At 45.6% G+C, this 12,480-nt stretch carries 13 protein-coding genes; 3 read left to right on the top strand and 10 right to left on the bottom strand.

From position 1 onward, the window contains the following. Positions 1-90: 90 nt before the first annotated feature. The gene (locus tag Q1A23_RS12910; protein ID WP_299823963.1) at positions 91-570 is read left to right on the top strand and encodes an META domain-containing protein; all 480 of its coding nucleotides are present in this window, start codon (positions 91-93) and stop codon (positions 568-570) included. A gap of 25 nt (positions 571-595) precedes the next feature. On the opposite strand, the gene Q1A23_RS12905 is transcribed toward Q1A23_RS12910, so the two are convergent. Both Q1A23_RS12905 and Q1A23_RS12900 read right to left on the bottom strand, forming a co-directional pair. After that, entirely contained in the window at positions 596-1,027 is a 432-nt protein-coding gene (locus Q1A23_RS12905; protein WP_299823962.1) for a helix-turn-helix domain-containing protein, read from the bottom strand. A 297-nt stretch (positions 1,028-1,324) separates the two neighbouring features. Next, complete coding sequence (locus tag Q1A23_RS12900) at positions 1,325-2,965, bottom strand: M28 family peptidase (protein WP_299823961.1); 1,641 nt, start codon at positions 2,963-2,965, stop codon at positions 1,325-1,327. A 116-nt stretch (positions 2,966-3,081) separates the two neighbouring features. On the opposite strand from Q1A23_RS12900, the gene Q1A23_RS12895 reads away from it, so the two are divergent. Both Q1A23_RS12895 and gnd read left to right on the top strand, forming a co-directional pair. Continuing rightward, on the top strand, positions 3,082-4,632 hold the full coding sequence (locus Q1A23_RS12895; protein WP_299823960.1) for a gluconokinase: 1,551 nt from the start codon (positions 3,082-3,084) through the stop codon (positions 4,630-4,632). Between the two features lie 39 nt (positions 4,633-4,671). Continuing rightward, on the top strand, positions 4,672-5,574 hold the full coding sequence (gene gnd, locus Q1A23_RS12890; RefSeq protein ID WP_299823959.1) for a phosphogluconate dehydrogenase (NAD(+)-dependent, decarboxylating): 903 nt from the start codon (positions 4,672-4,674) through the stop codon (positions 5,572-5,574). A 154-nt stretch (positions 5,575-5,728) separates the two neighbouring features. Here the strand turns inward: gnd and Q1A23_RS12885 are convergent, their stop codons facing one another. From Q1A23_RS12885 to Q1A23_RS12850, 8 genes are all read right to left on the bottom strand, one after another. Next, complete coding sequence (locus Q1A23_RS12885) at positions 5,729-6,007, bottom strand: GNAT family N-acetyltransferase (protein ID WP_299823958.1); 279 nt, start codon at positions 6,005-6,007, stop codon at positions 5,729-5,731. Positions 6,008-6,302: 295 nt separating this feature from the next. Further along, positions 6,303-6,545, bottom strand: coding sequence for a DUF3820 family protein (locus Q1A23_RS12880; RefSeq protein WP_299823957.1), 243 nt, complete (start codon positions 6,543-6,545; stop codon positions 6,303-6,305). Between the two features lie 77 nt (positions 6,546-6,622). Beyond that, positions 6,623-7,069, bottom strand: coding sequence for a GNAT family N-acetyltransferase (locus Q1A23_RS12875; protein ID WP_299823956.1), 447 nt, complete (start codon positions 7,067-7,069; stop codon positions 6,623-6,625). A 200-nt stretch (positions 7,070-7,269) separates the two neighbouring features. Beyond that, positions 7,270-8,001: an acetolactate decarboxylase gene (locus Q1A23_RS12870; RefSeq protein ID WP_299823955.1), complete on the bottom strand. Its 732-nt coding sequence runs from the start codon at positions 7,999-8,001 to the stop codon at positions 7,270-7,272. A 139-nt stretch (positions 8,002-8,140) separates the two neighbouring features. Continuing rightward, on the bottom strand, positions 8,141-9,400 hold the full coding sequence (locus Q1A23_RS12865; protein WP_299823953.1) for a serine hydrolase domain-containing protein: 1,260 nt from the start codon (positions 9,398-9,400) through the stop codon (positions 8,141-8,143). Between the two features lie 92 nt (positions 9,401-9,492). Then, a complete protein-coding gene (locus tag Q1A23_RS12860; RefSeq protein ID WP_299823952.1) occupies positions 9,493-9,627 on the bottom strand; it encodes a hypothetical protein in 135 nt (44 codons plus the stop codon). A gap of 350 nt (positions 9,628-9,977) precedes the next feature. Then, positions 9,978-10,472: a hypothetical protein gene (locus tag Q1A23_RS12855; protein WP_299823950.1), complete on the bottom strand. Its 495-nt coding sequence runs from the start codon at positions 10,470-10,472 to the stop codon at positions 9,978-9,980. Between the two features lie 243 nt (positions 10,473-10,715). Further along, the gene (locus tag Q1A23_RS12850; RefSeq protein WP_299823948.1) at positions 10,716-12,281 is read right to left on the bottom strand and encodes a glycerol-3-phosphate dehydrogenase/oxidase; all 1,566 of its coding nucleotides are present in this window, start codon (positions 12,279-12,281) and stop codon (positions 10,716-10,718) included. Positions 12,282-12,480 lie beyond the last annotated feature (199 nt).

The raw sequence follows: 12,480 nt of genomic DNA, 5'->3' as shown, positions 1-12,480 counted from the left end.
CAGCTAAAACTGCGGGCTTTTTCTTTAATATGATGCCAATTATACTTTATTTACCGTTGCTGCGTAATGTATAAGCAACCTAACCAAACTATGAACACATTAACCAACATGAAAAGTATTTTATCCGCAGCGTTTATACTTGTAATGGCCACTTGCCTGCAGTTCTGTACCATGAAACCTGCCACACCGCTCTCTGATGACGAAACCATACTTGACGCCTACTGGATGTTGTTATCCGTAGAGGGGCAAAATGTTCCGGAGCGTCAGGACAACCGCATGGCTTATATTCGTTTTCAGGAGCGGGAGAGTGATGTAAATGGCTATGCCGGTTGCAATAAGTTTTCAGGAAAGTATAAGCTAACCGATACCTCCCTCCAGCTATCAGACCTTGCCACTACCCGCATGAGCTGCCCAAACATTGCGCTGGAGAATAAACTAATGGAATCGTTGCGAAAAACCACTACCTATCGCCGGTCTGGCGACGTGCTGACACTCTATGCCGGAGATAAAGCTGTAGCTACTTTCAGAGCTGGCAACCCTGCCGATGCCGGTGTGGATATGCGTGAGTAGTATGCCTGGCAGCAGCCTGTAAATTTTAATTTGCTGATGTTTTTAGCAGCAGTTCGTTAAACTTCTCCAGCAGGGCAATATACTTACGCTGTAGTGTCACCAGTTCGGCTTCGCACTCTTTCAGGTTGTTTGGCTTTGGGGTTTCTATGGGCTCTCCGTCAAATGGCAACAGTAGGTTGGTGTGTACAGGCGACTGCGGCATGGCAGGCTCCTTTTTTACACTTTTACTCAAATGCGGGAATTCCTGTGAAAAGTCGTGGTGTATAACCTCGCCCAAACGAAGTATAAAGCTAAACGGAATGCTGCTTTCCTTAAATTTATTGTAAAGCGTTTTACGGCTGATACCGAGCTTATCGGCTACAACACCAATGGCTACTCCGCTTGCTTTGATAGCCTCACGAATGATTTCCCCTCTGTGTGTATTGTTTTTCATTACTGCGCGCTGCATCGTTTCCATGGCACTTTTGTCTAGTATATCTCTACAAAAATATGTAATAAACAGGCAGGAAATGTGCATGTGGACAAATTTTACACAGATGCTGTTTACGTAGTTGGGTAACTATTGAGATCTGTTTGAAAGTCAGGAAAGTATGAATTATGCGTGCGCGTTTATTAACATCAGGTATACATTATCCACAATGGTTTAACGGCTTGTAGATAAGCAGCAGAAAATGAGGTGTAGCGTGATGAAGCAGAAACAAGAAAGCCCTGGCACTACTTCTGTAATGCCAGGGCTTTTATACTTTAGCTGTTGTTACTTTGCAAAGCGTATTCCGAAAAAGTCGCCCTCGTTCCAGGTTGGGCGCTGCTCGCCCTGGGCAACAAGGTAGCCAATCAGGAAGTTAAGCTGCACGTAAGTTTTGCCGGCCTCAAAATCAAACACACCGTCAATGCCGTCCTGTGGCTTGTGGTAATACTTGGCGCGCCATACTTTTACTGTTTCGTCCAGGTTGTTTTTACCATCAGGCGTTTTGTTGCCATACTTAATGTGCAAGGCAGGTATACCTTGGGTTACAAAGCTATACTGGTCGCTGCGCACAAAGCGGTTCTGCTCTGGTTCAGGGTCTTCCTCAATATCCAGCTTCAGGTAGTTGGCAGCTTTGGTTACCGGCTCCATTAGCGTAGAGTGCGGTGCGCCCAATGGCACTACCGAAAGTAACGGCGCTATAATGGTTGGCATATCGGTATTGATGTCGGCTACGATGCTGTTGGCCGGTACCGTTGGGAACTTGGCAAAGTATGCAGAGCCCAGTAAGCCCATTTCCTCGGCAGTAACCATAACTAAAAGGACAGAGCGCTTCGGTGTTTTTTTCAGGCGTGAGTATACACCGGCAATCTCGAGCAGGCTGGCTACACCAGAGGCATTGTCATGTGCTCCGTTGTAGATAGAGTCGCCATCAACAGGCCGGCCAATGCCAACGTGGTCCAGGTGGGCGCTGTGTACAACGTACTCATTTTTCAGCTTCGGATCTGAGCCTTCAATTTTACCAACTACGTTGTAACTCTCAATATCGGTGTAGCTGGAAGTATAGGCTGCGTTAACCGAATGGCCTAGCTCTGTAGAGGCAGGTTTTCCGCTTTTAAGTCCTGCTAGTGTTTCCGTTAGATTAAGCCCTGCTTCAGAAAGCAGTTTCTCTGTCAACTCATGGTTTACAATACCAAAAAGTTTGATGGCTGGGTTATACGTTCTCGAGAAAGCCACTTCGCCGTTGGCATGCATTACATTGTTAACGCCATTGCCAAAGTTTGGCACACCGGCTCTTGGGTTTGTGCTGCCAAGTATAACGCCTACAGCGCCACGGTCTGCCGCATTCTTCAGGATGGTTTGCGTATCCATGCTATAAGATGCTACGGTGTTAGGGAAGCCCTGAGGAGCGCCACGCAACACAAGTACAATTTTGCCTTTCACATCCAGGTTAGCATAATCGTCGTAACCCAGATCTGGGGCACTAATGCCATAGCCGGCAAATACAAGCGGAGCCTGAAGGTTTACGCTGGCATCTTTCGGGTTAGGGTAAACGGCAAAGTCTTTTCCTGCTGTAAGGGTGGTTGCAGTATTTTTTCTGTCCGATAGAACCATGGTGGCGTTGGTGCCCGGTTTAGCAGTTCGCAGCCTTACTGTTTGCAGGTAGGTACCGTTTTCGCCGGCAGGTTGCACCCCCAGTTTTTTATAGTTGTCGGTAATATAATCAACGGCAGTCTGGTAGCCTGGCGTGCCTGGTTTACGGCCTAAAAGTTTGTCGTCGGCTAAAAACCAGATATGTTTTTTGATGGCTTCCGGCTCAACCTTTTTAAGCGATTTGTCAACTTTCTTGTCAACTTTAAGGCCTTGGGCTGGTGCCTGGTGCACAGCTGCCAGCAAGCAGAGCCCAAGTATAAGGCGGTGTGGTTTCATGAGTTAAGTTTAGTTTACAAACCAAATATAAGAAATGAAACCGGAACCCATACATACCATTCTTTTATAACTCTTATCAGCCTGTGTCTCGTAGGTAAAGCTTAACTAAAGCGCGTATGAAACAGCAGGCAATCATTGGCATTGATATAGGGACCACCAGCACCAAAGCGGTGGCGTTTAGCGCCGATGCCAAGCCCTTGTTCCGGTATGCTGTTGAATACCCCATTGACAACCCTGAACCACAACATGCCGAACAAGATCCTGCGCTTATTTTTGATGCAGTTATAGCCAGCCTGAAAAACGTTATCAGGTTGCTGAGCAGCAGCGGTTATACGTTGGAGGGCGTTTGCTTTAGCAGCGCCATGCACAGCCTGATAGCTATGGGCAAAGATGGTAAGCCTCTATCAAACTGCATTATATGGGCGGATGCGCGCAGCGCGGCACAGGCTGCCAACCTGAAGCGCAGCGTAATCGGCCACGATATTTACCTGCACACCGGCACCCCATTGCACCCGATGTCGCCGCTGCCTAAAATTTGCTGGCTACGCGAGGTGCAGCCGCAATTGTTTAACCAAACAGCAAAGTTTATCGGCATAAAAGAGTATGTGTTCTACAGGCTTTTCGGGGAGTATAAAGTAGATTATTCTATTGCGTCTGCCACAGGGCTATTCAATATTTTTACCCTTGGCTGGCATCAGGATGCCCTCGAAATGGCAGGCATCACGGCAGCGCAATTAGCTGAGCCCGTACATCCGGGTTATACCTTCAGGAACATGGACGCCGTATTTGCGCAGCAGTTAGGCATACCCAACAATTTGCCTTTTGTAGTTGGGGCAAGCGATGGATGCCTGGCCAATCTCGGCTCCGATGCAGTTTGTGAGGGAGATGCCGTCGTAACCATCGGCACAAGCGGCGCTATCCGGATTACGGCAGACAAACCTGCAACTGACCTGAAAGAGCGGATATTCAGTTATGTGCTGAGCCCGGAGAAGTATGTTTTGGGAGGCGCTGTAAACAACGGTGGCATTGTGCTGCAATGGTTTAAAGATAACTTTTACGGAGCAGAGGCAAAGGCCGCAAAAGAGAAGGAGGAGGATATTTTTGAGTTGCTTAATACGGAGGCAGCTGCTGTTAAGCCAGGTTCTGATGGGTTACTGTTTTTGCCATACTTGTTGGGTGAGCGTTCGCCGCATTGGAATGCCGCAGCCAGGGCCTGCTTTATTGGCGTACACTATACGCATACCCGCGCCCACTTTTTAAGGGCTTTGATGGAGGGCATCATCTTCGGGGTGTATAGCGTGGGTGTAGCACTAGAGCAGACAATGGGGCCAGTAAAAAGAATTTTCGCAAACGGTGGCTTTACGCACTCCGATCTTTGGGTGCAGATGCTGGCAGATATGTTTCAGGTAAAAGTATACTTAACAGAAACCTCTGAGGGCTCTGCCCTGGGGGCAGCCATACTTGGCATGCATACCTTGGGCATGCTCGAAAAGCTGGAAGATGCAGGCAAGCTGATAAAAGTGCAGAAGACCTTTACTCCAAACCCACAGGCACACCTTATCTACAGGCAAAACTATGCCCTTTTTGAAGCGCTTTACCCAAAACTGGAAAGTAGCTTTAATCAGCTGAGTTCAGTTAAAAGTATAAATAAACCGGATGTAGTATAAACAGCTACTGCTGATGATTAACATATAAACAAGAGAACGATGCAAATAGGATTGGTAGGATTAGGCAAAATGGGCTATAACCTGGCCCTGAACCTCAGAGATCATAAACACGAAGTTGTTGCTTACGATATAGTGCCCGGCACAACCGATGCCATTGCAAAGGAGGGAGTCGTGCCGGCGTATACTATACCCGAAGTAGCAGAAAAGCTGGCTGGCCGAAAAGTAGTTTGGATCATGGTACCGGCCGGCAATGCAGTAGATGCTGTTATCGAGCAGCTGTTGCCACACCTGCAGCCTGGTGATATAATCATAGACGGCGGTAATTCTAATTACAAAGATTCTGTAAAGCGGGCCGAATTGTTAAAAAACAGAGGCATTTTTCTGTTAGACTGCGGCACAAGCGGCGGCTTAGAAGGTGCACGAAACGGAGCCTGCACCATGATAGGAGGGGAGGCAGAACCGTTTGCTTATTGCGAGCAGATTTTTAAAGATGTGTCAGTAGAGAAAGGCTATTTGCACGTGGGCAAGCCGGGCAGCGGGCACTTTGTGAAGATGATACACAATGGTGTGGAGTATGGTATGATGCAGGCCATTGCCGAAGGCTTTGAGGTGCTGCATAAAAGTGAATTCGACATGGATTACAAAGAGGTGGCCCGCGTCTGGAACCATGGCTCTGTGGTGCGCAGCTGGCTGATGGAACTGGTTGAGAACGCGTTTAGCAAAGACCCGGATCTGGCAAGTATAAAAGGTGTTATGCACTCTTCCGGCGAAGGCAAATGGACTGTGGAAACCGCGCTGGATATGCAGGTGGCTACTCCCGTAATTGCCATGTCGTTGCTGATGCGTTACCGCTCTTACGAAACAGATACTTTTTCGGGTAAAGTGGTGGCTGCCTTGCGCAACGAGTTTGGTGGGCACAAAGTAGAGAAAGCCGATGAATAGCCCTGTGTCTTTCTTTACAAGCCATACTATTGTAAACCTTATAGCTTAAACATCTGCAGCCTGCGTTTTCAAAACGGTAGATCTGCCAGTAAAGCCATTTTGAGAGGCCCTGTACTGGCAGATCTACCTTTGAAACTTTTTGGCTACTTGTGCATTAAACTTTGATGTCGTCGTGCTCAGGGTGTGCCTTTAGGTACTTAGCGACAGCAGGGCATTGTGCCTGCACTTTGTAATTCTGCTCTCTAGCGTAGGCAATTCCCTTCTCTATGAGTTTAGCTGCAAGGCCTTTTCCTCTTTCTGGTTCTGGTACATACGTATGGGTAAAGCAGATGATCCCTTCCTCTGGTAAAGTATAAGCTAGTTCTGCATCGTCATCGCCTAGTTTTATGGTAAACTGCTGGTCGTCTTTCTCGTGGTCTATATTTGCTGACATGGTTGCGTTATGATTATTGGAAGTATAACATACGGCTATGCCTGTACTAAGATGTGAGGCAGAGGCGGTTTTAACTTGTGTGGGGTGGCATGCAAAGCAAGTATAATTCCTGCGGCATCAACTTAAAAGCCACCTTGCCATTGCAATCTCAGAAGCGTTTGAAATAGTCTCAAAATACTGCTTTATGTCAGATGGCGCTATCCTTAACAATTATGCGCAGCTTCTTTGTTGCAAGGCCATGCAGCTGGCGGTTGCTTGTTAATCTAAAGTATAAACCCAGGCAAAAGTATACACCTTAGTAAGACCGGTACTTCTTTTTAATCGGGTCGAGCAGGTACTCCAGGCCGTTTATTTTTATCTCGTAAATAGTAGCTAGCTGCATGCCCAGTTTGCCTTCCGGAAATCCCTGCCGGTAAAACCATTCCAGGTAAGAAACCGGCAGGTTGCAAAGCAGCGTGTCCTTATACTTTCCGAAGGGCATTTTCATGCGCACCAGCGAAACTAAAATATCCGAGTCAGGTTGTGAGGTATCTGCCATGTAAGTGTAAAGTATAGCTAAGGCTTAAGTTGCGTTGCAGGAGTAGCGTTTAAGTTAAAATGAACCTGTGGTATACTTTAGGGCTTGATCATGTGAATGTGGTCGATGCCATCTTCGTCGTATACTTCGCCGGTTTGCTCAAAGCCAAAGGCCTCGTAAAACCCTTTGGCGTAAAGCTGCGCTCCAATTTGTATTGGGCCACCTCCGAACAGGCGGTAACATGCTTCAATAGCTTCTTGTACAAGTATTTTTCCTAAACCTGTGCCACGGGTGGCGGGGCTGGTTACAATCCGCCCGATGGACATTTCGGGGTAAGATGTGCCCGGTGGCACTAATCTGGCGCAGGCTTCTAACGCACCGTTTTTGTACAGCAGCAGGTGGTAACAAACCTGGTCTTTGTTGTCGAGGTCTAGGAACACGCAATTTTGCTCTACCACGAAAACCTCACTCCGGAGGCGAAGCATATCATACATTTGCTGGGCCGTAAGCTCATCAAAGGCTTTGCATATAAACGCTAGGGGCATACAATTTTATTTAGAGTCCCAAAGATAACACGGTTGGCGCAAATAACAGGGTAGGAGGCAGTTTTCTCAATGCATTACGCTTACCGGCCCCTGCAACTTTGTGTAGCGGCCACCAGCCAATCGTAGCTTACTCGTTTTTGCCAGCTTTTGGGTTTAAGTTAAAAGGCTCGCTTTACGCTTACATATAGCTGGTATAAACTTTATTTCTTTGGCAAGTATAATTTCATTTTGCCTATCTCTAAATCATCGAGATGGCCCATTTTGCTTTCGTCTTTTGTGATGAGGTGCATGTGCAAAAAAGAGTCGTGATGTGTAAATACGGCTTTGTGTTCCTTCGAGAAGAATCCAATTATCTCAGATGCTTCGTTTTCCAGCTTATAGCTCGTCTGTCCTTGGTGCGCTTCGTCAGGGGATGATACTTTTGTTCCTTCCGGTAAGTTTTGGATATGAATAACGGCGCTAGAAACTACTCCAGCCAACTTAAAGGCAAATGGCCGCTTAAGATCCGTTGTCTTATCGTCAATAAACTCTTCCAGGTCTTTAATGGTCTTGATGCTTGCTGGTAATTCCGATTCGCTCCACTCTGTTACGTTGGCATATACAAAGAAAGGCGCCGAAACGTCAAATCGCTTTTCAACGGTCATTGTGGTGTCAGAAGTTACTCTGGAAACGTAGCTTTTCCCGTTGTTAATCAGCAATTCTCCTGTAAGATAGCTTACTGGCCCAAGCCCGTACAGCCCCTTTTTATCCGAGATGGTGTCAAGGTTAATGTTGCCTCCTAATTCTCCTTTCCACATTACGTTTCGCATCGCACCAACAATTTTTATGTCGGCAAAGGTACCTGTGTCACTCAAACCCGTTTCCTGTTTTGTTGCGTTGCAACTAATCATTACAAGGGCAAATAATCCGGATGCGATTTTTCTCAATGTCATTTTTACGCTATTTCGATTTTAAAATTACTGTGGGGTTTTACATATGGCTTGTGATTGTTTTCAAAGCATTTCTTTACCTGTAAAATGCTGAGAAGAGAAAACTTAAAATTGGCTTCCTCACTTGCCATAAAAAGTTGTATTACTTTCTCGCTTTACTTAACTCGTTCAGTTTAACAGAATACTCATCTAATAAATCATAAATTGCCTTCTGGCTTTTGCCAAATTCTTTGGTGTTGCATTCTGTATTCACTATAAAATATCTGCCAATGCCGCTGTCTTTGTCAAACCATATTACTGAAAACAAGCCAGGGTCACCGCCTGTATGGCCAAAATTTCCGGTAGAGCCGAACCCAATGGTTATACCCATATTATATTCGTCGCTATATTCACTTGTGCTTCTATCGATGAAGTTTTCGGTGTTCAGGTGTGGTGTAAAATATTCTCTGTAGCTTTCTTTTGAGAGAATTGTGCCTCCACCATAGTACCCTTTCATTAACTCTAAAATGTATTTACTCATATCACCAGAGGTTGTTAACATGCCACCATCTGGATAGGTATTAAGCGAGTAGTAAGGATATGGGGTGGTCTTATTTTGAAAGGTATGGGTGTATTTTGAAAAGTCTATTGTACTTATACTCCAGCCAGAACTATTCATTTGAAGCGGCTCCAAAATATGAGTTGTTGTAAATCTATTGTAGGATGTTCCTGTTGCTTTCTCTAAAACAAGAGCGGCAAGTGTTGAGCCTATGTTGGAGTAATTAAAAATTGCGCCGGGCTCATTTCTCAAAAAACCTTCTGCCTCATACCATTTTCCATTTGGGTCAAGGATATTAATCAAGAATTCTTCAATAGAAATTTTTGCAGCTGGAGGATTAAATTTTGTTGGAGAAATGTCTATTTTAAGATTTTCAGCAAGGTTTGTCGTGTCCTTCAATACGATGGCATTTGTGAGGTATCCTTCTGTATCGTTTATGGAAGAAGTATGGGTTGCTAAATGCCTGATGGTAATAGGTATATCAGGATAATATGGGTTAGCTACCTTAAAAGGAAGATACGCATTGATGGGGTCATCTAATTTTAATTTTCCTAGTTCCTGTGCTTTAAGTAGTGCAATGCCTATAAACGTTTTGGAAACAGAAGCTATATTCTGAACCGTATGCTCATCATATTTTTGTTTTGTCTCATAATCAGTTATCCCAAAGCCATTCTTATATAAAATTTCTCTATTGTTTACCAAGGCTATCCCAAACCCGTTGAAGCACAATGTTGGGCTAATGGCAGTTAATTTTTCTGTCAGCTCTTTTTGGATGTCTGCAATTTCTTTTGACTGATTTCTTTTTAATGTATTACAGGATATAAGAAAAAGACTTAGTAATACGAGGGTACTTATTCTTCTCATTTGTTTATTTTGAGTTGTACCTTAACCTTTAGTTTAGCTGCAAATGAGATGTAGCCGAAGTATGAGGCATACACGTAGTTGGCATAAGTTTTTTATTCTGGTTCATTTGCCAGTACCCATGGCAGGTAGCAATCAAACTCAATTTGCACTAGCCCTTTCTTGTCTTTGAATGGTGTCAATGCATCACCATGACAAAAACCAATATAAAAATTGTCCGTGATTTTCATTAAATCAGTTGAATATCCTCCATTCGGTAACGCTATGGAGCAATCTACTCCTTTATAGTCACCTTGGCAGTACATTAGCTTATATTTAAGAGCAATATACTAAATATTTAATATAGAGGGAGCTGGAGTATTTGTAAGCCTATTATAAGATATGAGTTCTTAATTTGAGAATGGAGTAAGGTGAATTTGATGCTGTGCAAGCGCCTTAAAGTATAAGCGGCATTTAAGCCAAAGTATAAGCAAGAGCAGCAGCAGGTACATTAAATGCACTTAGTGTTGCCTGCAACTAAGTATAAATAAAAAGCGCCGATGATCTTTCATCGGCGCTTTTTATTTATGGTGCAAAACTGCTATTGCTCTTGCATCAGTAGTTGTACTTTGGCTTGTACAGCCACATCCTTCTGAAATGCAGCATGTATCTTATCATATTGTTCAAGCGTCAGGCCTTCGTCGGTAATGGCCTTCTCAAGTTTCTGCTTGTTCTCTGGCTGTAGCTTTACAACAGCTTTTACTGCGTTTGCAAAAGCCTCCTTCTCTTTGGCGTCTGTGGCTACTTCGTCAAGCTTTTTCTGCTTGTTGGCCTGTGCCAGTTCGTTAAAGCGGTCTACTGTTAAGTTGGCCTCTTCAATGGTGGTCACAACAGCGTCGCGGCCTTCTTTTTGCACCTCTACGGCAGCGCCATTGGCTTTGATGAATTTGCGAAGCTCATCGTCGGAAAATTCAACTGCCTCCAGTTGCTCTTTGGTAATAGGGGTAGACGCATCTTGCGCGGACGCAGCCTGTCCGGCAAACACAGATGCCACTATAACTGCGGCTGCGATAGTCCCTTTCTTTAGTAGTACCATGTTTGGTTTCTTTTTAGGATTGGGTTAAAAGATTTATTTAAAGTTGCAGGTGCCATGCACTTGGTTAAACAATGCAGCAACAGCTTAGCATACGTTAAAAACATACAGGCTGGTTTACCTACAGCTTATTTAAGTATAAGCAAAAAAGCTCGTAAAATCAAAAAAGCCATATACTTTAGCTTTAATCTATGCAATGGTTTATGTTTGATATTGATTTTGTTTAAAATGAGGTACAGCAGCTTGCTATGAAAGTGAGTAAGCTTGTGCCTGTAAAATGAAGGCGTTTACTTGTGCATCTGCCCAATCCTGGTCCTTTTGCAGCTCCCGGGCAAGTATACGCGCTATTGCCGGAGCTGCCTCTATCGCAGCCCTGGCATCCAGAAAAAGCAGCCGTAGCCGCCTTGCCAATACATCTTCTACGGTGCGTGCCATTTCGTGCCTTGCAGCCCATACTATTTCTGCTTTTGTATAAGTATAAGCCGGGTGTATGCGCTTTGCTAATTCAGGGTGATGCCGCATTAGTTCTTCTATCGCTGCGGCATCTGCCCCGTAGGTAGACAGGGCTCTATTTTTCGTTGTGGGGGTGGCACCATGTATAGGTACGTTTACTGTGCGGCATGGCCGGTGGGGCAGCAGTTTAGCGGCAATAAGCGTGTTTAAAAGGTCTTCTGCCATCTTTCGGTAAACAGTCCACTTGCCACCGGTTATAGTAGCCAGGTTGCTGCCAGAAAGTATGATCTTGTAGTTGCGCGAAATCTCTTTGGTGGCTTTAGAGTTGCCTTGGTGCGCAGCCAGCGGCCGTAGTCCGGCAAAAACAGAAAGTACATCTTGCGGCTGTGGTTGCCGCAGCAGGTAATTACCTGCTGTTTTAAGTATAAATGCAACTTCGTGCTGTAATGCCTGCGGTTCCAATTCTGGTTTGGTGCGAGGGGTATCGGTGGTTCCCAGCAAAAGTTTGCCTTGCCAGGGCACGGCAAACAGCACGCGCCCATCTGAGGTTTTCGGGATCATGAGTGCGCTTGAACCAGGCAAAAAAGAACGATCCACCACCAGGTGCACTCCCTGACTTGGGCGCACAAGCGGTATGGCTTGGGGCTGCTCCATTTTAAGTATGGCATCCACAAACACACCGGTTGCATTAACTACAACCTTCGCCATTGGTTTATACTTTACACCCGTCTCCAGGTCCTGGGCTACCACACCGCATAGGTGGCCCTGCGCGTTTTTCTGCAGCCCCGTTACCCGCATATAATTAAGTACACAAGCCCCATGCGCTGCGGCAGTTTGGGCAAGGTTTAGGGCAAGTCGGCTGTCATCAAACTGGCAGTCAAGGTAGCGGATGCCGCCTTTCAGGCCTTGTGGTTTAAGCGAGGGCAGCGCCTTTAGCGTTTCGGTTTTATGTATAAAAGCCGAGGTGCCCAAACGATGCTTGCCAGCCAATAAATCGTAAAGCTTAAGCCCGCAGAAGTATAAAAAGGCATCCCACCAAGTATAAACCGGCACTATAAAATGTTGCTGTTTAACCAGGTGCGGCGCATTCTGTAAAAGCAGATCGCGCTCTTTTAGTGCCTCCATTACCAGTTTTAAGTGGCCCTGCGCCAGGTAGCGTACGCCCCCATGAATAAGTTTGGTGCTGCGGCTAGAGGTGCCCTTCGCAAAATCGCTTTGCTCCAGCAGCAAAGTCCTGTACCCACGGGTAGCCGCATCAACGGCGATGCCCAACCCGGTTGCCCCGCCGCCAATAACCAGCACATCCCACATGGCGTTGGCTCTGTCTTCTAGTTGGCTGATCATTTTTAGCCGGTTCATGTGCGCCGTTTTAAAGGTATATCAGGTGTATTTTGCTGTGGATTTTACTTACGGCAATGCGTTTGCTTCAGCTAAAGTTAAGGCTTGCTCGGGCTCACGTGCTATAAAAAGTGATGCAGTTATCTGCTCTGATAGGTTGTTTTGGCCTATTTCTGCTTAAATTTTCATAAAATGCAAACAATACGAATATGTGTTCCGT

The sequence above is a fragment of the uncultured Pontibacter sp. genome, assembly GCF_947492645.1.
GTDB lineage: Bacteria > Bacteroidota > Bacteroidia > Cytophagales > Hymenobacteraceae > Pontibacter.
This window is presented reverse-complemented; position numbering and strand designations above follow the sequence as displayed.